The sequence below is a fragment of the Microbacterium sp. LRZ72 genome (genome assembly GCF_033792225.1).
Lineage (GTDB): Bacteria > Actinomycetota > Actinomycetes > Actinomycetales > Microbacteriaceae > Microbacterium.
This window is the reverse complement of record NZ_JANGEX010000002.1, coordinates 435,066-457,094: the sequence shown is the minus strand read 5'-3', so window position 1 is coordinate 457,094 and position 22,029 is coordinate 435,066. Positions and strand designations below refer to the sequence as shown.

The 22,029-nt window shown below is 70.6% G+C and carries 23 protein-coding genes; 13 read left to right on the top strand and 10 right to left on the bottom strand.

The window, feature by feature from the left end; translation table 11 throughout:
* Positions 1-30: 30 nt before the first annotated feature.
* Positions 31-204: a hypothetical protein gene (locus M4I32_RS04700; RefSeq protein WP_319033326.1), complete on the bottom strand. Its 174-nt coding sequence runs from the start codon at positions 202-204 to the stop codon at positions 31-33.
* Here M4I32_RS04700 and M4I32_RS04695 point away from each other — a divergent pair.
* From M4I32_RS04695 to M4I32_RS04680, 4 genes are read left to right on the top strand one after another with little or no spacing between them, the layout of a single operon-like run.
* Positions 194-1,207, top strand: coding sequence for a siderophore ABC transporter substrate-binding protein (locus M4I32_RS04695; protein WP_319033325.1), 1,014 nt, complete (start codon positions 194-196; stop codon positions 1,205-1,207). The two genes, M4I32_RS04700 and M4I32_RS04695, sit on opposite strands and share 11 nt — an antisense overlap.
* 30 nt (positions 1,208-1,237) lie before the next feature.
* Positions 1,238-2,257 carry an ABC transporter permease gene (locus M4I32_RS04690; RefSeq protein ID WP_319033324.1) on the top strand — a complete coding sequence of 340 codons (1,020 nt, stop codon included), beginning with the start codon at positions 1,238-1,240 and terminating at the stop codon, positions 2,255-2,257.
* Entirely contained in the window at positions 2,247-3,266 is a 1,020-nt protein-coding gene (locus M4I32_RS04685) for an iron chelate uptake ABC transporter family permease subunit (RefSeq protein ID WP_319033323.1), read from the top strand. The genes M4I32_RS04690 and M4I32_RS04685 overlap by 11 nt, the downstream gene beginning before the upstream one ends.
* On the top strand, positions 3,263-4,021 hold the full coding sequence (locus M4I32_RS04680) for an ABC transporter ATP-binding protein (RefSeq protein WP_319033322.1): 759 nt from the start codon (positions 3,263-3,265) through the stop codon (positions 4,019-4,021). The genes M4I32_RS04685 and M4I32_RS04680 overlap by 4 nt, the downstream gene beginning before the upstream one ends.
* A 12-nt stretch (positions 4,022-4,033) precedes the next feature.
* Here the strand turns inward: M4I32_RS04680 and M4I32_RS04675 are convergent, their stop codons facing one another.
* From M4I32_RS04675 to M4I32_RS04655, 5 genes are all read right to left on the bottom strand, one after another.
* Entirely contained in the window at positions 4,034-4,669 is a 636-nt protein-coding gene (locus M4I32_RS04675; RefSeq protein ID WP_319033321.1) for an NADPH-dependent F420 reductase, read from the bottom strand.
* A 147-nt stretch (positions 4,670-4,816) separates the two neighbouring features.
* The gene (locus tag M4I32_RS04670; protein ID WP_319033320.1) at positions 4,817-6,526 is read right to left on the bottom strand and encodes a glycoside hydrolase family 13 protein; all 1,710 of its coding nucleotides are present in this window, start codon (positions 6,524-6,526) and stop codon (positions 4,817-4,819) included.
* A 54-nt stretch (positions 6,527-6,580) separates the two neighbouring features.
* The gene (locus M4I32_RS04665) at positions 6,581-7,498 is read right to left on the bottom strand and encodes a carbohydrate ABC transporter permease (protein WP_413466776.1); all 918 of its coding nucleotides are present in this window, start codon (positions 7,496-7,498) and stop codon (positions 6,581-6,583) included.
* Entirely contained in the window at positions 7,498-8,430 is a 933-nt protein-coding gene (locus M4I32_RS04660; RefSeq protein WP_319033319.1) for a sugar ABC transporter permease, read from the bottom strand. Before M4I32_RS04660 ends, M4I32_RS04665 begins: the two co-directional genes overlap by 1 nt.
* Positions 8,431-8,491: 61 nt before the next feature.
* Positions 8,492-9,754, bottom strand: coding sequence for an ABC transporter substrate-binding protein (locus M4I32_RS04655; RefSeq protein ID WP_413466775.1), 1,263 nt, complete (start codon positions 9,752-9,754; stop codon positions 8,492-8,494).
* Between the two features lie 120 nt (positions 9,755-9,874).
* Here M4I32_RS04655 and M4I32_RS04650 point away from each other — a divergent pair, with 120 nt between their 5' ends.
* The 7 genes from M4I32_RS04650 (at position 9,875) to M4I32_RS04620 (ending at position 16,402) form a co-directional block, all read left to right on the top strand.
* Entirely contained in the window at positions 9,875-11,092 is a 1,218-nt protein-coding gene (locus M4I32_RS04650) for an ROK family protein (RefSeq protein ID WP_319033318.1), read from the top strand.
* Positions 11,093-11,153: 61 nt separating this feature from the next.
* A complete protein-coding gene (locus tag M4I32_RS04645; protein WP_319033317.1) occupies positions 11,154-11,792 on the top strand; it encodes a cyclodeaminase/cyclohydrolase family protein in 639 nt (212 codons plus the stop codon).
* A 144-nt stretch (positions 11,793-11,936) separates the two neighbouring features.
* Positions 11,937-12,770 (top strand): aldo/keto reductase, encoded by an 834-nt coding sequence (locus tag M4I32_RS04640; protein ID WP_319033316.1) that lies wholly within the window; start codon positions 11,937-11,939, stop codon positions 12,768-12,770.
* 77 nt (positions 12,771-12,847) lie between these two features.
* On the top strand, positions 12,848-13,492 hold the full coding sequence (locus tag M4I32_RS04635; protein ID WP_319033315.1) for a TetR family transcriptional regulator: 645 nt from the start codon (positions 12,848-12,850) through the stop codon (positions 13,490-13,492).
* A complete protein-coding gene (locus tag M4I32_RS04630) occupies positions 13,489-14,442 on the top strand; it encodes an ABC transporter ATP-binding protein (RefSeq protein WP_319033314.1) in 954 nt (317 codons plus the stop codon). The genes M4I32_RS04635 and M4I32_RS04630 overlap by 4 nt, the downstream gene beginning before the upstream one ends.
* The gene (locus M4I32_RS04625; RefSeq protein WP_319033313.1) at positions 14,435-15,235 is read left to right on the top strand and encodes an ABC transporter permease subunit; all 801 of its coding nucleotides are present in this window, start codon (positions 14,435-14,437) and stop codon (positions 15,233-15,235) included. The genes M4I32_RS04630 and M4I32_RS04625 overlap by 8 nt, the downstream gene beginning before the upstream one ends.
* A 54-nt stretch (positions 15,236-15,289) precedes the next feature.
* Positions 15,290-16,402 (top strand): PQQ-dependent sugar dehydrogenase, encoded by a 1,113-nt coding sequence (locus tag M4I32_RS04620; RefSeq protein ID WP_319033312.1) that lies wholly within the window; start codon positions 15,290-15,292, stop codon positions 16,400-16,402.
* Positions 16,403-16,413: 11 nt separating this feature from the next.
* Here M4I32_RS04620 and M4I32_RS04615 read toward each other — a convergent pair whose 3' ends face one another.
* Positions 16,414-17,199, bottom strand: a complete 786-nt coding sequence (locus M4I32_RS04615) for a siderophore-interacting protein (protein WP_319033311.1) — start codon at positions 17,197-17,199, stop codon at positions 16,414-16,416.
* Between the two features lie 55 nt (positions 17,200-17,254).
* On the bottom strand, positions 17,255-17,473 hold the full coding sequence (locus M4I32_RS04610; RefSeq protein ID WP_319033310.1) for a hypothetical protein: 219 nt from the start codon (positions 17,471-17,473) through the stop codon (positions 17,255-17,257).
* A gap of 195 nt (positions 17,474-17,668) precedes the next feature.
* On the opposite strand from M4I32_RS04610, the gene M4I32_RS04605 reads away from it, so the two are divergent.
* The gene (locus M4I32_RS04605) at positions 17,669-18,325 is read left to right on the top strand and encodes a Type 1 glutamine amidotransferase-like domain-containing protein (RefSeq protein WP_319033309.1); all 657 of its coding nucleotides are present in this window, start codon (positions 17,669-17,671) and stop codon (positions 18,323-18,325) included.
* A gap of 15 nt (positions 18,326-18,340) precedes the next feature.
* On the opposite strand, the gene M4I32_RS04600 is transcribed toward M4I32_RS04605, so the two are convergent.
* Together M4I32_RS04600 and M4I32_RS04595 are read right to left on the bottom strand one after the other, a co-directional pair.
* Positions 18,341-19,321, bottom strand: a complete 981-nt coding sequence (locus M4I32_RS04600) for a DNA-3-methyladenine glycosylase 2 family protein (RefSeq protein ID WP_319033308.1) — start codon at positions 19,319-19,321, stop codon at positions 18,341-18,343.
* 52 nt (positions 19,322-19,373) lie between these two features.
* Positions 19,374-20,186 (bottom strand): winged helix-turn-helix domain-containing protein, encoded by an 813-nt coding sequence (locus M4I32_RS04595; protein ID WP_319033307.1) that lies wholly within the window; start codon positions 20,184-20,186, stop codon positions 19,374-19,376.
* Between the two features lie 382 nt (positions 20,187-20,568).
* Here M4I32_RS04595 and M4I32_RS04590 point away from each other — a divergent pair, with 382 nt between their 5' ends.
* Positions 20,569-22,023 (top strand): GH1 family beta-glucosidase, encoded by a 1,455-nt coding sequence (locus M4I32_RS04590; protein ID WP_319033306.1) that lies wholly within the window; start codon positions 20,569-20,571, stop codon positions 22,021-22,023.
* Positions 22,024-22,029 lie beyond the last annotated feature (6 nt).

The window sequence follows — 22,029 nt, the reverse complement described above, 5'->3', positions numbered from 1 at the left end:
CGAGAACGGGGGCGATTCAGGATCTCATCCTCACGACGGCTGGAAGTCCAGAGCGAAGTTAGGGTAGCCTTCCAAAAGTCGGGCGAGCTTGTGAGGCTTGCCTAACCAATCCACCCCATCGACGACGGCGTCGGCAGGCGCCGCCGTGTTCTCTGCGCGCCCGCCGACCGTCGACCACAGGAGATGACACAGCATGAGCACCATTCGACCGCTCGTCGCGGCACCCCTCGCCCTCGTCACGGCCGTCGCCCTCGCCGGCTGCGCGACCGGTTCCACCGACGACGCCGGAGCGACCGAGTCCGAGACCGAGACCGTGACGTTCTCGTGGGACCGCAACATCGCGGGGGAGGACGAAGACCCGCAGTACGAGGAGACCGTCGTCGAGGTGCCGACCGATCCCGAGAACATCGTCGTGTTCGACATGGCGAGCCTCGACACCATCGGCGCCCTCGGCGGAGAGGTCTCGGGTGCCCCGCTCGAGTCGGTGCCCGACTACCTGCAGGGCTACCTCGCCGACGATGCCTTCAATGCCGGCACGCTCTTCGAGGCCGACCTGATCGAGATCGAGGCGCAGCAGCCCGACCTCATCGTCATCGGCGGCCGCTCGTCGGCGCTCTACGAAGACCTCAGCGAGATCGCCCCGACCGTCGATCTCAGCATCAGCGGCTCCTTCCTCGACACGCTCGAGCGCAACGCGACCTTCCTCGGCGAGGTCCTCGACGCCGAAGACGAGGCCGCCACCGCCCTCGCCGACCTTGAGGCAGGCATCGAGGAGGCGCAGGCCGTCACCGCCGATGCGGGAACGGGACTGGGTGTCATGATCTCGGGCGGCAGCCTGAGCGCGCTCTCGCCGGCCGGCGACGACGCGACCGGGCGCAATGCCCGCGGCGGCCTGATCTACGACGTGTTCGGGGTGACCCCGGTCGTCGATGACATCGAATCGGCCACGCACGGCGAGCCGATCTCGTTCGAGTTCCTGCTCGAGCTCGACCCCGACTATCTGTGGGTCACCGACCGCGACGCCGCGATCGGCACCGAGGACGCGCAGGCCGCGGCCGCCGTGCTCGACAACGGCATCGTCGAGCAGACGACCGCGTACCAGGAGGACCAGATCGTCTACCTCGACCCCACCGCGTGGTACGTCGTGTTCGGCGGCCTCGACACGACGCAGATCATGATCGACGACGTTATGCAGATCGCGGAGTAACGCGATCGACGTGACGACCCACGCTGCGCCGTGACCGCCACATCGGTCGCACCGACGAGCACCTCCGTCCGCACCCGCCCCCGGCGGATGTGGGTGGGGGTGCTCATCGGCGTCTCCATCCCCGTGCTCGCGGTCGCGAGCCTGTTCATCGGCGTCTCCGACGTCACGCCCGTCAGCCTCCTCGCCGATGGCGGTGACGGCCGGGCGGCGTTCCTGCTCGTCGCGAGCCGCATCCCGCGCACCGTGGCGGTGCTGATGGTCGGCGCCTCGCTCGGCATCGCGGGGCTGATCATGCAGATGCTGGTGCGCAACCGCTTCGTCGAACCGGGCACGACGGGCGTGACCGAGTTCGCCACGCTCGGGATGCTGGCGACGATGGTCTTCTGGCCGGCCATGCCGGTCCCCGGCAAGATGGCCGTGGCCGCCGTCTTCGGCCTGTTCGGCACGTGGGTCTTTCTGCGCATCATCCGCTCGGTGCCCGTGCGCCAGCTGATCCTCGTGCCCCTCGTGGGCATCATGCTCGCCGGCATCGTCGGGTCGGTCACGGCTTTCTTCGCGTATCGGCTCGACCTGCTCCAGTCGCTGGGGCAGTGGTCGCAGGGCAGCTTCGCCTCGGTGATGCAGGGGCGCTACGAGTACGTCTGGGTCGCCGGGGTGATGGTCGTGGTCGCGTGGGTCGCGGCCGACCGCTTCAGCGTCGTCGGGCTGGGACAGGAATTCGCCACGAACCTCGGCGTCAACTACCGCCGCGTCGTCGCGATCGGCATGGTGGTCATCGCCGTCATCACCGCCTCGGTGCTCGTCACCGCCGGCATGATCCCCTTCCTCGGCCTGGTCGTGCCCAACATCGTCAGCCTCATCATCGGTGACAACGTGCGGCGGTCCATCCCCTGGGTCGCCGGCCTCGGCGCCGTGTTCATCCTCGCGTGCGACATCATCGCTCGGGTCGTGCGCTTTCCCTACGAGATCCCCCTGTCGGTGATCGTCGGCGTCATCGGCGCTGCCCTGTTCCTGTGGCTGCTGCTGCGGAGGGGAAGCCGTGCTCACTGACATCGCCCCCACCCCGCTGCACCGCACCCAGGCGGCGAGACGCTCGCTCGCCGCAGCGTGGGCACGCCCTGCCGTGCGGCTCGGGCTGCTCGCTGCGGTCGTCCTGGCACTGATCGCGACGTACCTGTTCACCGACGTGCCCGGCTCGCTCGCGTTCGCCGTGCGCATCCGCGGCCTGTCGGTGCTGGCGATGATCGTCGTCGCGGTCGCAGTCGGGGTCTCCACGGTGGTCTTCCACACCATCACCCAGAACCGCATCCTCACGCCGTCGATCATGGGCTTCGACGCGTTCTACATGCTCATCTCGACCGTCATCGTCTTCTTCTTCGGTGCGGCCGCCTTCCTCGGCTCTGATCCGCTGGTGCTCTGGCTGGTGCAGGTGGGGGTCATGGTGGCGTTCAGCGTCGTGCTGTTCACCTGGCTCTTCGGCGGCAAGCGGCGCTCGATCCACCTGATGCTGCTCGTCGGCATCGTGCTCGGCACGTTCTTCCGCAGCTTCACCGAATGGATGCAGCGGATGCTCGACCCGCTGGACTTCCAGGTGCTGACGGATGCTGCCTTCGCCTCACTCACGCGCCCCGACGAGACGCTGCTGCTGCTCACCGGCCTGCTCGTCGCGGTCGGCTGCGTGGCGCTGCGGCCGCTGCTGCGCACGCTCGACGTGCTCACCCTGGGCGAGCCCGCCGCCGTCGGCCTGGGCGTCAATCACCGGCGGGTCGTCATGAGCCTGTTCGCGGTCGTGTCGGTGATGGTCGCCGCCTCGACGGCGCTCGTCGGTCCGATCCTCTTCTTCGGACTCATCGTCGCGAACCTCGCCTACTCGTACGCGGGCTCGTTCCGCCACCGCTGGACGTTGCCGAGCGCGGCGCTCATCGGCGTCGTGTGCCTGCTTGCCGGCCAGCTGATCCTCGAGCAGATCTTCGCCTTCGGCGGCAGCCTCTCGATGGTCATCGAGTTCGCCGGCGGCCTGTTCTTTCTGTACCTCGTCCTGCGAAAGGGGGCGCGATGATCACGCTCGAGGGCGCCACGAAGCGCTATCAGTCCCAGACCGTGCTCGACGACGTCTCCCTCAGCCTCGGCGAGGTGGGTGTCACGGCCTTGATCGGTCCGAACGGGGCGGGCAAGTCCACGCTCTTCGGCCTGGTGGGCAGGCTCATCCACCCGGATGCCGGGTCGGTGCGGGTCGACGGCATGGATGTCGCGAAGGCGGACTCCGGCACCCTCGCCCGCACGCTGGCGGTGCTGCGGCAGGACAACCACATCGCCGCCCGGCTCACCGTGCACGACCTCGTCGAGTTCGGGCGCTTCCCCCATTCGAAGGGCCGCCTCACGATCGAGGACCGCGATCACATCGAGCGCGCGATCGACTATCTCGAGCTGCAGCCGTTCCGCGACAGGTTCCTCGACGAGCTCTCGGGTGGTCAGCGCCAGCGCGCCTTCATCGCCATGGTGCTCGCACAGGACACCAGGTACGTGCTGCTCGACGAGCCGCTGAACAACCTCGACCTGCGACACATGTCCGAGATCATGAAGCTCGTGCGGCGCATGGCCGACGAGCTCGGCAAGGTGATCGTCGTCGTGCTGCACGACATCAACTTCGCCGCGACCTACTCGGACCGCATCGTGGCGATGCGTGACGGGCGCGTCATCGCCGACGCATCCGTGGCGCAGATCATGCGCCCCGAGGTTCTCGCCGACGTGTACGGCACGAGCGTCGACGTGCGCGAGATCGACGGCCGGCCCGTAGCCCTCTACTACAGCTGACCGCCGGCCTCGTCAGCGCTCTGCGCGCACGAGGTTCGCTTCGAGCTCGCGCGCGTCCTGGCGCACGACGTACGCCGGCTGGTCACGCTCCACGCGCCAGCTCTCAGCCAGCGAGCCGACGACCACGGTGTCGTAGCCGAAGGCGTCGTAGAGCTCGGTGATGAAGTCGATCCCCGCGGTCGAATCACTCGCCGTCGCGAGGGCCCGTCGTCCGGGCGTGCCCTCGGCGCTGCCGTCGGTGAGGATCTGGGTCGACATGATGTGGTTGAAGCCCTTGACGACGATCGCATCGGGCAGGCGCTCCTGCAGCATCTCGGACGTGGTTGTCTGCTTCTGCTCCAGTGCGGCGATGCGTCCGTCGCGCTCCCAGTAATAGTTGTTCGTGTCGACGACGATCTTGCCTGCGAGCGGCTCGGCCGGCAGCGAGTCGATCGCCGTCATCGGCACGGTCACGACCGCCCACTCGCCCGCTGCCGCAGCCTGTTCGGCGGTGGCGGCGCGCGCGCGGGGCCCGAGCTCGGCGACGAGGTCGGTGAGCGTCTCGGGGCCGCGTGAGTTGCTGATCACGACGTCGTAGCCGCGTTCGACCAGGCCCTTCGCCAGGGTCGAGCCAATGTGTCCTGCTCCGATGATTCCGACTGTGCTCATGCCGGAGCCAACGCGTCCCACGGTCCTGCGCATTCCCCGGCTCGTTCCTATCCCCGAGCCCGCCCTCGCTCGAGAAACCAGCGTTCGCGCGAAACCGCCCGCATCGCGTGGCGTCTCGCGCGAACGGTGATGTCTCGGTCGGCGGGCTCAGAGCGGGGCGAGCCAGACGGCGGATGCCGGCGGCACCGCTCCCGCATCCGGCCCCGCATCCGCGCTGCCCCTGCTTGCCAGCACGACGTGCGCGCCCGCCTCGAGCCCGTACGGCTCGTCGCCGAAGTTCGTCACCACCTGCCAGCCGTTCGGGCGCCGGTACCGCAGCACGTCCTCTCGCTCGGTCTTGACCCACTCCAGGGCCTCGCCGGACTGCAGCTCGTGGCGCAGCTCCAGGGCGCGGCGGTACAGCGCCAGCGTCGAGTCGGGATCGGCCTCCTGTGCCGAGACGGCGTACGGCGCCATCCAGGCCGGCTGCGGCAGATGCACGCCGCCGGGGCCGAACGCGAGCGAGGGACCGAACCCCCGCCACGGCAGCGGCACCCGGCATCCGTCGCGCCCGACATCGGCACCGGGACTGCGGAAGAAGGTGGGGTCCTGCCGCTGCGCGCCGGGGATCTCGGCGACCTCGTGCAGGCCCAGCTCCTCGCCCTGATACAGATACGCCGAGCCGGGCAGGCCGAGCATGAACAGGGTGGCGGCCCGTGCGCGTCGCGATCCCGCGTCGCGATCGAGCGGTGGCTGCGTGCCCCCCGACAGCAGCCACTCCTGGCCGTGCTTGCGCACGGGCCGCCCGTCCGCCGCCCGCTCAGGATGCGGCAGACCGTACCGGGTCGCGTGACGCACCACGTCGTGGTTCGAGAGAACCCAGGTGGTGGACGAGCCGGACGTGCGGGCCAGCTCGAGGTTCGCGGTGACGATGCGGCGGAACTGCGCCGCATCGAAGTCCGCCTCGAGCAGGTCGAAGTTGAAGGCCTGGCCGAGGCTCTCGGCGCGGGCGTAGAGCGGAATGCGGGCGGGGTCCACCCACGCCTCCGCCACGGCGGTGCGCGGCGGATCGTACGAGTCGAACACGGCGCGCCACTCGGCGTACACCTCGTGCACGTCGTCGCGATCGATGGTGGGGTGCAGTCCGTCGCGGGGCGTCGCGTCCAGCTGAGCCTGCGAGGGCAGCGGCTCGGTCAGGTCCTTGGTCAGCATGTGCGCCACGTCGATGCGGAAGCCGTCGACGCCGCGGTCCGACCAGAACCGCAGCGTGTGCACGAAGTCCTCGCGCACCTCGGTGTTCGACCAGTTCAAATCCGGCTGCTCGGCCGCGAAGTGGTGCAGGTACCACTGGCCGTCGGGCACGCGGCTCCACGCGGGGCCGCCGAAGTTCGAGACCCAGTCGGTGGGCGCCTGGGCGCCGTCCGGCCCCGTGCCGTCGCGGAAGATGTAGCGGTCCCGGGCCGCCGACCCACGCGGCGAGGCGAGCGCCTCCTGAAACCAGGCGTGCCGGTCGGACGTGTGGTTCGGCACGATGTCGACGATCAGGCGGATGCCGCGGGAGTGCAGCGCCGCGATCAGATCGTCGATGTCGGCCAGGGTGCCCAGGCGCGGGTCGACGTCGCGGTAGTCGGCGACGTCGTACCCCCCGTCGGCCAGCTCCGACGGGTAGAACGGGCTCAGCCACACCGCATCGATGCCCAGTTCGGCCAGGTACTCCGTCCTCGAGACGATCCCAGGGATGTCGCCCAGGCCGTCACCGTCGGCATCCGCGAAGCTGCGGGGGTAGATCTGATACACCGCGGCCTGGCGCCACCACTGTGCGGCGTCGGAGTGGGCCTCGTGCGAGACGTCGGGATGGGGAGTGAGCGTGCGGGTCACGATGAAGCGGCTCCTTGGTCGAGGGGGTGGATGCGGGTGGGCGTGCGGCAGGGGTCAGCCCTTGACCGCGCCCTGGGTGACGCCCTCCATCACCCAGCGCTGGGTGAAGAGGTAGACGATGATCGCGGGGGCCATCGCCATCAGATACGAGGCGAACGAGACGTTGTAGTTGTTGCTGAACTGCGTCTGGAAGATGCTCTGCACGACCGGCAGGGTCTGCAGCGCCGGGTCGGAGATGATCAGAGAGGGCATCATGAAGTCGTTCCACGAGGCCAGGAACGCGAAGATGCCCACCGTCGCGCTCATCGGCGCCAGCAGGGGAAAGATCAGCCGCCAGAAGGTCTGCCACGTCGACGCGCCGTCGATGCGGGCGCTCTCTTCGAGCTCGGCCGGGATCGATCGCAGGAAGGCCGTGAACAGCAGGATGCTGAAGCTCAGCTGGAACATGATGTGCAGGATCGTGACCCCGACCGGGTTGGCCAGTCCGGCGAGACCCGTGAGCTGGATCTGCGGCAGCGCGACCACCGGGAACGGCAGGAACATGGCCGCCAGCAGGTAGTAGAACGAGTAGCGGAACAGCTTGCGGTCCCAGTTGCGCGAGATCGCGAACGACGCCCACGCGGCGAGCACGATCGTGCCGGTCACGGTGCCGGCCGTGATGAGCACCGAGATCGTGAAGGCGACGGGAAAGTCGGTCAGGTTCCACGCCGTCACGAAGCCCTCGACGCTGAACGGAGCCGGCAGCGAGAAGGCGTTGCCGTCCACCGCCTGCGACTGCGTCTTGAACGCCATCGAGATCGTCACGTACAGCGGGATGAGCACGGTGATGGCGCAGAGGGCCAGCACGATCGTGCCCGACCAGTTCACGCGCTCCATCGCGAAGCGGGAGCGCCCGGACTTGCGCGGGGCGTCGCCGGCGAGGGTCTTCTGCGCCGCGATGTTCTCGACGGCGAGGGCGGGCTGGACGGTCATCAGAACACGTTCCTTCCACGGGTCAAGCGAAGCTGGGTGAACGAGATGGCGATGACGATCACGAAGAAGATCGTGGCGTTCGCCATCTGGTAGGCGTAGTCGCCGCCCGTGAAGCCCGTGACGATCGTCATGGCGATGCTGCGGGTCGCGGTGCCGGGCCCGCCGTTGGTCAGACCGACGATGATGTCGTAGGCGTTGAGGAAGTTCTTGAAACCCAGGATGACGTTGATCACGACGTAGCCGGCCACGAGCGGCAGGGTGATGCGCAGCAGCTGCGCGCCCTTGCCCGCCCCGTCGATGTCGGCGGCCTCGTAGACCTCGCCGGGGATCGAGAGCAGCCCCGCGATGTAGATCAGCAGCGTGCCGGGAATCGCCTGCCAGGCGGTGACGATCACGATCGCGACCCAGGCGAGGTCGGGGTTGGCCAGGATGCTCTCGCTCAGCCATCCGAGCCCGAGCGCCTGGCCGAGCGCGGGGACCGAGTTGGAGAACAGGAAGTTGAACACGAACGCAATCACGATGCCCGAGATCACCATCGGGATGACGAAGATCGTGCGCAGGCCCGTCTTGATCCGGATGCGGGAGGTCAGCCCGACGGCGAGCAGGAAAGCGATCAGGTTGACGGCGATGACCGTGACCGCGGCGAACCCGAACGTGAACAGATAGCTCTGCAGGATCGCCGGGTCGGAGAAGAGGGCCACGTAGTTGATGAGCCCCACGAACTGCCATTCGCCGAAGCCGATCGAGTTGGTGAAGCTGAAGAAGATGCCGATGATCGCGGGGACGGTGATCGCCAGCGTGAACAGGATGAGGCTCGGCAGCAGGAAGAGGTAATAGACGCCCTCGACCCTCCTCCGGGCTCGGGGGACCGCGGGCGCGGCGGTGCGCTCCCGGGTCTTCGGCGTCGTCAACGCCGCGGTCGTCGTGGCCATGATGTGTGTCCGTTCCCTTCGCTGGGGTGTTCGCGCACGAATGAGGGTTGCGGGCGGCCGGTCACTGACGAAGCGCGAGACGCGCCCAGTCGGCATCCATGGTGCGCAGGATGCTCTCGGCGCTCGCGCCGGTGACGATGCCCTGCATGTAGTTCTCGGTCGGGATCGTGAGGGGGATCGCCTTCGACGCCCCCTGGTAGAAGCGCGCGGCGTCGAAGTACTCCTTCATGCCGACGATGCGCGGATCCGAGACGGGAGCGGCATCCGTCGTCGTGCCGTACCCGAGCTGCGCCGCGTTGTAAGCGTCCATGACGTCCTTCTGAAAGAGGTAGCTCAAGAAGTCGCGGGCTTCTGCCTGGTGGTCGGATGCTTCGGGGATCCATGCCGCCAGGTCGATGTTCACCCGCACCTCGAGGTCGTCGGGGTCGTCGGTCATCGGCAGTGGAAAGGTGCCGAGCTCCATGTCGGGATCGGTCTTGGCGATCTCGCCGAAGGCCCATGGGCCCTGCAGATACATCGCCGCCTCGCCCTGGGCAAAGGCGAGGTTGCCGTCGCCGTAGCCGCGGCTCGCGGCATCCGCGTTCGTGTACTGCTCGGTGAGCAGGGTCATGCGGTCGACCGGCTCGATGAGCGTCGATTCGAACGACACGGGTGATTCGGGCCCGACCTCGGTGCCGAGCTCGTTCATCTCGTCGAAGAAGTCGGCGACTTCGACCGTGCCGCCGACGGTGTAGTCGAACCATCCCTGCGCCACCGTCCACGGGTCCTTGAAGGTGCCGTAGAACGGCGTGACTCCCGCGGCCTGCAGCTGGTCGCAGACCTCGATGAGCTCGTCCCAGGTCTCGGGGACCTCGAGGTCGTGCTCTTCGAAGATCTCGACGTTGTAGATGACGGATGCCGCCATCACCGAGTACGGCAGCACGCTCGTGCGCCCGGGGTAGGTGGCGTACTGGTCGACGAGGTCCTGCACCTCGGGCAGGATGCGATCCGCCTCGGGCATGTCGCTCAGGTCGCTGAGGGCGCCGCGCTCCATGAAGCGCGACATCTCCATGTTGTAGTTGAGCAGCCCGAGGTCGGGCGGGTTGCCGCGCAGGAAGCCGGCCTGCAGGTTCGACGACGTGTCGAAGACGACGCGAACGTCTTCCTGCGAGGAGTTGTACTCGGCGATCAGGTCGCGGAAGTACGGGATCGCCTCGGGCTTGCTGAGGTGGAAGCGGATCTCGGTCGGGCCCCCGGCCGAGCACGCGGCCAGGCCGGATCCGGCGACGATGAGGGTGAGCGCGACGCCCGCGGAGCGCAGGCCGCGGTGCGGATGATTCGGCACGACAGTGTCCCTTCCACCGCCTTGCGGCGGTCGCACTTCTTTGTACGCTGATTAGATTTAGCAATCGAATCAAATGGATGTAGACCATAATGCAGGGGAGATCCTGAAAGGTCAATACCCGTGACCAGACCCTCTGCGACGCCCGCGGCGCCCCGCCGGGCGAGCCTCGACGCCGTACTCCACTACGCGTGGCACGCCGGCGTGTTCACCGCCGGTGACGCGATGCCCGCGGTGGGGCTGACGCGGTCGACGACGATCGAGGCTCTGGACGGGCTGGTCGAGCGCGGGCTGCTGCGCGAGCTGTCGAACACCCGCACGGTGGGGGACTACAGCAAGGGCCGCCCGGCGCGCCGGTTCGAGCTGCGAGCCGACGCTGCCGTGGTCGTCGGCCTCGACGCCGGTCGTGCGCACGCCACGACCACGGTCGCGGATCTGCGGGGGCAGGTGCTGGCGCGGCAGCAGGTCGCGCTCGACGAGACCCACGATTCTGCCGACGAGCGCCGCGCGGCGTTGGCCGGGGCCGTCGATGAGGCGCTGGATGCCGCGGGGCGCGGGCGCGACGACGTGCTCGCGCTGTGCGCGGGGGTCCCGGCGCCCGTGGACGCGCACGGAGCCTCACCCGTGCACCGGGACGGATTCTGGCGTCGGATGAACCCTGACCTGGCGGAGCTGTTCGGCAGATGGGTGCCCATCGTGCGAATCGAGAACGACGCGTCGCTCGCCGCCCTCGCCGAAGGTTCGCGCGGCGCGGCGCAGGGCCGGCGCGACTATGTGACGCTGCTCGCGGGGGAGCGGCTGGGTGCGGGGGTCGTGGTCGACGGAAACCTGCTGCGCGGTGCTCACGGCGGTGTCGCCGAGATGGTGGCCTTCGACCACGTCGCTGGGGTCGACGGCGCCTTGGGGCTCGGCTACCGGGCGGCCCACTGGGCGCGGGAGCAGATCGCCGCGGGAGCGCTGCCCGCGGGGCACGTCCTCGAGACCGTGCCGCCGGAGCGCGTCGACGGGCGCCGGGTGTTCGAGCTCGCCGCGGCCGGCGATCCGTTCGCGCTCGGCATCGTCGAGCGGGTGGGTGAGATGCTTGCGCGGATCGCCGCCCTGTTCGGCAGTCTCTTCGACCCCCGCGCGATCATCGTCTCGGGCGCGGTCTCGGGCCGTGCCGGTGCGGTGCTCGATGCGGCGCGCGAGCGACTGCCGGCGATGCTGCACCTGCCGCCCCCCGAACTGGTCGCGTCGGACCTCGGCGCCGACGTCGTCTCGCTCGGCGCGGTCTCGGCGGCGGTGGATGCCGCGCGCGCGGGCGTGCTGGATCTGACCGGCCGGCACGCGGCGGCGGTGTGACCTCTCACGTCGTCGCGTCAAGCCCTCCGCGATGCGGTGCGCAGCCGGGCAGGATGACAGCATGACGAACGCCGAGGCACGCACGACCGACGACGACCGCATTCCCGCCTCGACGGCGCTCACGGATTGGCTCGACGAGCTCGCGCAGCCCAAGGGGTCGCCCGGCGGCGGGTCGGCGAGCGGTGCGATGCTCGCGATCTCGGCGGCGCTGCTGCACATGGTCGCCGCGTACACACCGGACGACGAGCGTGCGGCCGCGACGGGGGAGCGCCTGGTCGGGCTGCGCGGGGACGCGCTCGCGGCCGCGGAGGAGGACGGCGTGCGCTCCGCCGCCCTCGGCGCGGCGCTCGCCGAGCCGAAGGGCGCGCACCGCGAGGCCGATGTGCGGGATGCCGCGCGTGGGGCGGCGGAGTCCTCCGCCGCGCTCGGCGAACTCGGGCTGGCGCTGCGGGCCGAGCTCGACACCGTCGTCGATGTCGGCAACCGCCACCTGATGTCCGATGTGCGCGTGGCCGCGGGGGCGCTCGCCGCGGGTCTGGGTGGCGCGGTGACCAACCTCGAGGGCGGCCTCGATCTGCTCCGGGCCCATCGCGCCGACGGCGACGGCCTGGGTGAGACGATCGATCGCCTGATCGTGCGCCTCGCCGTCTATGCGGCGGCGCGCGACGCGGTCGCCGCCGTGGGCGCCCCGGCATCCTGAGCCGCCCCGCCCCCCACTGAGAAACCAGCGTTCGCGCGAAACCATCCGCGATGCGGCGTCTCGCGCGAACGCTGGTGTGCGGGGGTTGCCCGCCGCGCGTCAAGCCTCTGCGCCGCAGTGCCGACCCGGGGCAGGATGGGGGACATGATCACGATCCCCGACATCACCCTGAACGACGGTCACCGGTTCGCCGGGCTCGGACTCGGCACCTACAACCTGCGCGGCGAGGAGGGCATCGACGCCATCGTCGCGGCGATCGAGAGCGGCTACCGCGTGATCGACACGGCGGTCAACTACGAGAACGAGGCCGAGGTCGGCGAGGCCGTGCGGCGCAGCTCGGTGGATCGCGACGACCTGATCGTCACCACGAAGGTGCCCGGGCGCCACCATGGCCGCGACGAGGTGATCGCAAGCGCGCAGGAGTCGCTGGAGCGCCTCGGCCTCGAGCGCATCGACCTCTACCTGATCCACTGGCCGAACTCGCGCGTCGACAAGTACGTCGACACCTTCCGCGGCATGCTCGATCTGCGCGAGCGCGGGCTCGTGCGCTCGCTCGGGGTGTCGAACTTCACCGCCCCGATGCTCGAGCGGGTCATCGCCGAGACCGGCGCGACGCCCGCCGTCAACCAGGTCGAGCTGCACCCGTACTTTCCGCAGGCCGAGCTGCGGGCGTTCCACGCCGAGCACGGCATCCGCACCGAGAGCTGGAGCCCGCTCGCACGCCGCAGCGAGCTTCTCACCGAGCCGGTGCTGGGCGAGCTCGCCGAAGCCCACGGTGTGACGCCGACGCAGATCGTGCTGCGCTGGCACGTGCAGCTGGGCAGCACGCCGATCCCGAAGTCCGCCGACCCCGAGCGGCAGCGTGAGAACGCCGACGTGTTCGGGTTCTCCCTCCGCGACGACGAGGTCGCCGCGATCTCGGCGCTCGAGCGGGGCCGGCTGTGGGACGGCAACCCGGACACCCACGAGGAGTTCTGACGCCGCAATCGTGCGCCCGGCGGCCCTCGGTCGGGTAGGTCTTGCGCCCTGCTGAACAAACGTTTAATGTTCTGAACATGCGTTCAGAAGGCGACGACCTCACCACGCGAGCCCGCATCCGCGACGCGGCGATCGTCGCGTTCGGACGCCGCGGGTTCGCGGGGGCGAGCCTGCGCGAGATCGCGAAGGACGCCGGCGTCAGCCCCGCGCTCGTCGTGCATCACTTCGGCGGCAAGGACGGCCTTCGCTCTGCGTGCGACGACTTCGTCGTCGGGTCGTTCATGGCCGACAAGGAGCGCCTCACGGGCGCCTCCGCGTCGGCCATGATGCGCGCCGCGCTCGAGGACGTCGAGGGGCGGATGCCGCACCTGGACTACCTGGCCCGCATGCTCGTCGACGACGGCCCCGCCGCCGACGAGCTCTTCGACGCCCTCTATCGCGGCACGCGCGAGATGCTCGACCAGCAGGCGGATGCCGGTCTGCTGCGACAGCTCGACGACCCCGAGATGACGGCCGCGTACGTCACGCTGTACGGCATCGCGCCGATTCTGATGCGCCGGCAGCTGGCGCGCGCGTTCGGCGAGGACACCCTCACGCCCGAGCTCATGGCGCGCTCGACCCTGCCCGTGCTCGAGCTGTTCACACAGGGGATCTACGCCGACGACCACCTGCTGTCCGCCGCCCGCGACGCTCTCCACCGGCCAGAAAGGAGCGGGCCATGAGTCCCGCCATCGTCACCGAGGATCTCACCAAGCGCTTCGGCGATCACCCCGCCGTGCTCTCGCTCGATCTGAGTGTCGAGCGCGGCAGCGTCTTCGGCCTGATCGGCCCGAACGGCGCGGGCAAGACGACGACGTTGCGCATGCTGCTCGACGTCATCCGTCCGACATCCGGGCGGGCGCTCGTGCTCGATCACGAGCCGCGCTCCGGCGGGCCGGCGCTGCGCCGGCGGATCGGCTTCGTGCCCGGCGAACTGCGGCTCGAGGGGCGAACCACGGGCCGGCGCACGCTCGAGTTCTACGCCCGCGTCTCGGGTCCCGTCGCCCCCGGCCGCATCGATGCGCTGGCCGAGCGCCTCGGGCTCGACCTCGAGCGGCCGGTGCGAATGCTGTCGAAGGGCAACAAGCAGAAGCTCGGCCTGGTGCAGGCGTTCATGCACGATCCCGAACTGCTCGTGCTCGACGAGCCCACGAGCGGCCTCGACCCCCTCGTGCAGAGGGAGTTCCTGCAGCTCGTCCGCGAGGCTCGAGAGGCCGGGCAGACCGTGCTGCTCAGCTCGCACGTGCTGAGCGAGATCCAGCAGGCGGCCGACGAGGTCGCGGTGCTCGCGGCGGGATCGATCGTCGCACGCGGCGACGTGGCCTCGCTGCGCCTCGGTGCGATCCGCCGCGTGCGTGCCGTTGTCGCAGACGTCGGCGTCGACGACCTGCGCCCCGACCTCGCCGCGCTCCCGCAGCTGCGCGACCTCGTCGTCGAGGCGGATGCCGGCGGCGCGGCCCGCGTCGCAACCACGGTCGAGGGTGAGATCGACCCCCTGATCAAGGTGCTGGCGCGCCACCGCATCGCCGAGCTGACGGTCGAGGAGCCCGACCTCGAGGAGTCCGTGCTGCGGCTCTACGGCGATCGCACCCGGCATTCCGGCCCGTCGGGCGAGGGGGTGTCCCGTGCGTAGCGCGGTTCCGGTGCTTCGCCGCTCGCTGCGCGAGTCGTGGCGGGCGCTGCTGGCCTGGACGGTCGGTGTCGCCGCGGTGCTGCTGATGTACCTGCCGCTGTTCCCGAGCATCGGCGGCGACGGTCAGATGCAGCAGATCATCGAGAGCCTGCCGGCCGAGCTGGTCTCGGCGCTCGGCTACGACCAGATCGGCACGGGCGCCGGGTACGCGCAGGGCACCTTCTACGGACTGATCGGCTTTCTGCTCATGACGATAGCCGCGATCTCGTGGGGCTCTGCCGCGGTCGCCGGGGCCGAGGAGTCCGGGCGTCTCGAGCTCGACCTCGCGCACGGGCTCGGTCGCGGATCCTACGCGCTGCAGGGCGCGGGCGCGGTGCTGCTGCGCCTGGCGTGGCTGGGGATCTTCGCGGGCGTCGTCGTCGCGCTGCTCAACGACCCCGCCGAACTGGGCATCGAACCGGCCCGCATCGTCGGGGCGACCGCGGCGCTCGTCGGCCTGACCGCGCTCTCCGGCATCCTGGCGCTGCTCGTCGGCGCGCTGACCGGCCGGCGAGTGTGGGCGATGGCCGCGGGTGCGGGGGTCGCCGTTTTCGGATATGTGCTCAACGCGCTCGCCAACCAGGCGCCGGACGCCGAGTGGCTGCGGGCGGCCTCGCCGTATGCCTGGGCGTACCACCGTCCACCGTTGGCCGACGGCGCCGACCCGGCCGGACTCGCCGCGCTCTGGGTGCTGACGCTCGCGCTGGCGGCGGGGGCGGCCTGGGCGCTGCGCCGCCGCGACATCACGGGCTGAGCCGGCGGCACCGCGCGGCCTCCTGCGGTGCGCGGGGGCGGGTACCGTGGGCGCATGAGAGGCCGGATGCTGCGCACGGCGGGAGCGGCGACGGCCGCGCTCGTGCTTGTGGGCTGCGGCGCGGATGTCGCGCCCGCCCCGACGCCGACGGTGGTCGCCGAGCCCCCGGCATCCGCCTCGCCCTCGCCCGCGCTGCCGGCCGAGCCGACCGACGTCGTCACGGGAATCGCCGCGCCGTGGTCGGTGGCCGTCATCGGCGACAGTGCGCTGGTGTCCGAGCGCGATTCCGCCCGCATCCTCGAGGTTGTCCCCGGTGACGCAGTGCGCGAGGTCGCGGTGGTCGACGGCGTCGTCGCGGATGGCGAGGGCGGTCTGCTCGGCATCGCCACCGGCCCGGACGCCGCCTCGCTCTACGTCTACTCCACCGCCGAGGACGGCAATCGGGTGCAGCGCTATCCGCTCGAGGGAGAGCCCGGCACCCGCACCCTCGGCGCGCCCGAGACCATCATCGACGGCCTGCCCCGCGCCGGCATCCACAACGGCGGCCGCATCGCCTTCAGCCCCGACGGCATGCTGTACGTCACCACCGGGGATGCCGGTGAGGCGGGCGCCGCGCAGAACCCCGACAGTCTCGCCGGCAAGATCCTGCGGCTGACACCCGAGGGTGGCATCCCCGACGACAACCCCGAGCCCGGCTCTCCGGTCTACAGCCTCGGGCACCGCAACGTGCAAGGTCTGGACTGGACCGACGACGGGCGCCTGTTCGCCACCGAGTTCGGTCAGGACGCGTGGGACGAGCTCAACCTCATCGAACCCGGCGGCAACTACGGGTGGCCGCAGGTCGAGGGCGAGGGCGGCGCGGACGCCGGGTACATCGATCCCGTGCAGCAGTGGCGCCCGGATGCCGCGAGTCCCTCGGGCATGGCGATCATCGGCGACACGATCTACATCGCCAACCTGCGGGGTGGCGTGCTGCGCACGGTTCCGGTCGACGAGCCGACGACGGCCGCCGAGCATCTGGCGGGGGAGTACGGGCGCTTGCGCACCGCGGTCGAAGGCCCGGCGGGGGCGCTCTGGATCGTCACGAACAACACCGACGGCCGGGGTGAGCCCCGGCCGGGGGATGACCGCATCCTCGCCGTCGACCCGTCCGCGCTGACCGGCTGACGCTCCGCGGCTCAGTGCGGGGCGTGGTACTCGGCGGTCTCGCGCTTCCAATAGCCCTTCACGACGATGCCGTCGGAATCGAGCCCCCAGCGCTCCAGGAGCAGGGCGCGTCCGGCCTTCACGACGGCCTGCTCGGCGGCGATGAACCCGAACACGGAGCCCTCCGGCCGGTCCTCCGCGCCGATCCCATCCAGGCGTGCGATGAGCGCCGCAGTCGGCGCGGCATCACCGCGGTGCACGAACTCGACGGGCACGCCCGCCGGGGCATCGATGGTGATCTCGTGCTCGGGATCGGCCACCTCGACGACGATGCGGCCGACGGCATCCTCGCCCATCTGCTCCGCGAAGCGACGGATCGCGGGCACGGCGGTCTCGTCGCCGGCCAGGAACCAGGCGTCGGGCGTGCCCTCGATCACCATCGAGCCGCGCGGACCGCCGATGCCGATCGGGTCGCCGAGGGGAGCCGTCGCCGCCCAACGCCCCGCGACACCCTGGTCGCCGTGCACCACGAACTCGAGGTCGAGCCAGCCCTCGCCCCACTGCAGCGGCGTGTACTCGCGGCTGGGCGACGCCCGCAGCTCTTCGACGGTCTCGGCCGGCCCCTCGGGCAGGAAGATGCGCAGGTGGTCGTCGCTGCCGAGTGACGTGAAACCCGTGATGTCGTCGCCGCGCAGCTGCACGCGCACGTAGTGCGGCGTGATCCACTCGCGCGAGAACAGCGCCGCCCGGCGGAAGCGCAGGTCGATCGGCGTGCGGACGAGGCGGAAGGATGCCGGGTTCGGCGCGGAGGACGTCATGCGGGTTAGGCTAACCTACCTTCGCGCCGCGTTGCTCTCTCGCGGCGCGGGCCCGTCAGAGCTGGATGCCGTTGTCGTCGTCGTTCACGCCGACGTTGCGGCCGCGCCACGACTCGTACGCCAGCAGCCATCCGAGCGAGACGATCACGCCGATCGTCAGCCCGAGCAGCCAGTTCTGCAGGGCCACGCCGATGATGACCCCGGCCACCAGCAGCCCGACGGTGCCGAGCAGCCAGGTCCAGCGTCCACGGGGCCAGGAGGTGCGCTGCGTCATGCCGCCAGCCTACGGCCCCGGCCCCGGCTCTGCGTCCCCGGCCCGTCCTCCCGCTGGGGCTGCACTTTCCGGTGGCGGCGGCAGCTATCGCCGCCGCCCGCGCCGAAAAGTGCAGCCGCAACCGGGGTGGAGGTGCGTTTCGGCATTGCCCCTCGCCGCCATGTGATGTTGAGTGGGTGGGGGAGAGTGATGCCAATGTCTCGCCACCTGCTGCTTCTGTCGCGGGGGTTCGGAGCCGTCCCCGATTTCGTGCATACCCGGGTGCAGCGGCACCCGGGCGCGGTGCGGATGGGGTTCGTGTCCGCCGCCGTCGACACCGATGACGAGCGTGCCGTCGCCGACGCTCAGCGCGCGACGCTCGCCTGGATCGGCTACGAGATGGTCGATGTCGATCTGGACGCGCTGTCGGGCGATGAGCTTGCCCGGGCGCTCCGCGACCTGGACGCCGTCTTCGTCGCCGAGGGCAATCCGTTCGTGCTGCTCGGGCGACTGCGCCGTTCCGGCTTCGCCGAGATGCTGCCCGGTCTGCTCGACGCGGGCCTGGTCTACCTCGGCGCCGGCGCGGGCGCGGTCGTGGTCGGTCCCGACATCGCGCCCATGACCGCGATGCACGACCACGAGCGCGTGCAGGAACGCGCGTCCGATGAGGGGCTGCACCTGCTCGGCGTCGTGCCGATCCCGCACGCGGATGCCGGGGCCGACGCCATGGAGCGACTCGACCGCATCCGCGCGCAGTACGGCGGCAGCCTGCATCTCGAGCCGATCGCCGACGATCAGGCGATCATCGTCGAGGACGATGCGGCGGCCGTCGTGGAATCCGTGCCCCTCGGCGGCACGCAGTCCGTGCGCTGACGTCGCGGCGGCTGCTCAGCGCCCGCGGTGATCCTCGGGGGCCAGCCTCGGCCCGCGGCGGGGCTCGCGGATGCCGCTGGCGCCCAGCAGCCGGATGACGCGCTGGCGGTGGCCCGGCCATGCGCTCAGCAGGCGCAGCATCCCGTCGTCGTCGACCCGGCGGCCGGTGAGTGCGTACCCCACCTGGTGCGCCAGGTGGTAGTCGCCGACGCTGACGGCATCCGGGTCGCCGAGGGCGCGGATGCGGGTCTCGGCCGCGGTCCACACGCCGATGCCCGGCACGTGCGTCATCGCCCGATCGCGGTCCGGTCCCGTCGCCGCGGCGGCCGCTGCCGCCTCGATCCGCGCGCCGATGCGTGCTGCAGTGACGATCGTGCGCGACTGCGGGGGTTCGACGCCCGCCCGATGCCAGGCCCAGGAGGGGATCCGCCGCCACCCCTCGATGGTCGGCGGCGCGAACATCGGCACCGGCGTGGGCCCCGGAGCTCGCTCGCCGTACCACGTCAGCAGCCGCCGCCACGCGGCGAACGCCTGCAGGCCCGTGACTTTCTGCTCGAGCACCGCACACGCGAGGGTGTCGAAGACCAGCCCGGTGCGCCCGAGCCGAAGACCGGGATTGCGGCGGTGCGCCTCACGCACGAGCGGGTGGATGCCGGGATCGAACGAGCCGGGATCGTCCGCCGCGCCGCAGAGCTCGGGCAGCTGATCGATCGCCCACTCCGCGCCCGGGCCCCACGCCGCACCCCGGATGACGCTCGGGGCGACCTCGCGCAGGGCCAGGGTTGCGAGGCCGGCCGGGGTACGGCTGGCGCGCCAGAGCACGGCCCCGTCGACGATGAACGCGGGATCGTTCCGCCCTCGACGCTGGATCCCGACGACGCGACGAAGCTCGAGCGGATGCCGCGGCCGGTACTCCGTCTCGATCGGAGCGGCGTGTGCCGGCCGTGGATCGCGGGTTCGCGCGGGGGCCGGTGCGGCATCCGCGGTCGACGTCATGCCGACACCCTACGCGGCCGTTCCGACAGCGTGCCGACAGCTCGATGCCGGGTCAGAAGCGGTCGGGCGAGGGGGTGCCGTGTCCGTACCGGATGGTGACGTCGGCGTGCCGGTCGAAGCGGTAGCCGACGCCGCGCACCGTTCGCACGATGTCCTCGTAGCGCGCGAGCTTGGCCCGCAGGCGCCGCACGTGCACGTCGATGGTGCGTTCTCCGGGCGCTTCGTCGTCGTCCGAGGCCGACCACAGCGACGAGACCAGCTCGGTGCGCTCGATGGTGCGGCCCTCGCGCAGCACGAGGTACTGCAGCAGCTCGAACTCCTTGTAGGTGAACCCGGCGCTCTCGCCGTCGAGCAGCACCTTCTTGCGCGAGATGTCGACGACGACGCCGACCGTCTGGGTCTCGTCGTCCTCGGCGGTGGGTCGCGCGCGGGCGACGGCGCTCGGCTCATGCAGCGCCAGTCGCACGACATCGACGTCGCGTCCGCCCGAGCCGGACGGAGCCAGGGCCACGGTCGCGTAGGTCTCGGCCTCGGGGGCGAGCTCACCGAGCGTGCGGCGCAGGGCCTCCACGAGGGTGCCGAGGCTCACGCCGGCGGCGGCGGCCTTGTCTTCGTCGATGCCGACGTAGAGGGCGAAGCCGCGTGGTGCCGAGCCCGTGGGCACGGCTCGACCGGTGCGCGCGGCGGCATCGGAGTTCTCGGTTGCGGCTTCGCGGGCGGGTCCGCCGGTCGCATCGGCGCGCGTCGCGGGGGCCGGCGTCGGCAGCGACGGCGTCACGGCGGGGGTGTGGGGACTCGGCTGGTGGGTCACGGGGCGAAGGCGGGGAGCGGAGGTCGGGCGCTCGAGCAAGGTGGGAGTCGACATGATGATGGTGTCCTCGAAAGGGAAGTGAACCGAGACCGGTTCTGAGATCGTGCGTGCTGTCGGCGGGATGCCGGGTGCGAGACGTCCGCGGTCGCTCCGGAGTCGGAGGCCGACGGGGCTCGGGTGCTCATGTTCGGGGCGTCCTCGACGCGGTGACAGAGCAGGGCGGGGCTATCGGTCAGCGACACATTCGACAACACACAACAACGCGGCCGGCAACCATCATGCCGGCAGTCCCGTTCGCCTCCCAGGCGGATACAGGGCGTGCGTCATCGATCATGCGGCCGATTATGACGGAATGCGTCGGGGCGTGTCAAACGGTGACGCCCAGTGTGCGCACGCGTTCGGCGCTACGGTGAGTCGATCGAGCGAAAGTGACGCAATGACGACGACACAGCGACAGGGCAACCCGGACTACCGCGATTCGGGCCTCGTCTTTCCCGAGGACTTCACCTTCGGGTCGGCGACGGCGTCGTACCAGGTCGAGGGCGCCGCACACGAGGACGGGCGGGGGGCTTCGATCTGGGACACCTTCAGCCGGATACCCGGCAAGGTGTGGAACGGAGACACCGGCGACGTCGCGTGCGATCACTACCACCGGCTCGACGAGGATCTCGACCTGATGCAGCAGCTGGGCCTCGGTGCCTACCGCTTCTCGATCGCGTGGCCGCGCATCCAGCCGACGGGCACCGGCGCGATCAACCAGGCCGGCATCGACTTCTACTCGCGGCTGGTCGACGGACTGCTCGAGCGCGGCATCCGCCCCGTCGCGACGCTCTACCACTGGGACCTGCCCCAGCCGCTCGAGGATGCCGGGGGCTGGCCCGCGCGCGCGACGACGGACGCCTTCGAACGGTACGCCGAGATCATGGGCGCCGCCCTCGGCGACCGCGTGCACACCTGGACCACCCTCAACGAGCCGTGGTGCTCGGCGTACCTCGGGTACGGCCAGGGCGGACACGCGCCCGGGCGGAGCGAGCCGGCCGCGGCGCTCGCGGCCGTGCACCACCTCAACCTGGCGCACGGGCGTGCCGTGCAGGCGCTGCGGGCGACGTCGACCGGCGACCCGCAGTACTCGATCACCCTGAACTTCCATGTGCTGCGCGGCCTGCCCAACAGCCGCGGCGAGGGCGCGTCCGAGGCCGTCCGCCGCATCGACGCACTCGCGAACCGCGCCTTCACGGGACCGCTGCTGCGCGGGGCGTATCCCGACGACCTGCTCGAGGACACGGCATCCGTCACCGATTGGTCGTTCGTGCACGAGGGCGACCTCGAGACGATCAATCAGCCGATCGATGTGCTCGGCGTCAACTACTACTCCACGGCGACGGTGCGCCTGTGGGACGGGGTCTCGCCCCGGCAGCAGAACGACGGCCACAAGGCGGCGGCGGGTGGCACAGCGTGGCCCGGCAGCAGCGAGGTCGTCGAGTTCGTGGAGCAGCCCGGCCCGCACACCGCGATGGGCTGGAACATCGCCCCCGAGGGGCTCGAGGAGCTGCTGCTGTCGCTGCGCGAGCAGTTCCCCGACCAGCCGCTGATGGTGACCGAGAACGGGGCGGCGTTCGATGACACCGTCGCCGCCGACGGCACCGTGCCCGACCCCGAGCGGCTCGACTACCTGCGGCGCCACTTCACCGCCGCGCACCGCGCGCTGCAGGCGGGCGTCGATCTGCGGGGCTACTTCGTGTGGTCGCTGCTCGACAACTTCGAGTGGGGCTACGGCTACGCCAAGCGCTTCGGCATCGTGCGGGTCGACTTCGACACCCTCGAGCGCACCGTGAAGGACTCCGGGCGCTGGTACGGCGAACTGGCCCGCACGCGGGTGATGCCGGCATGAGGTCGT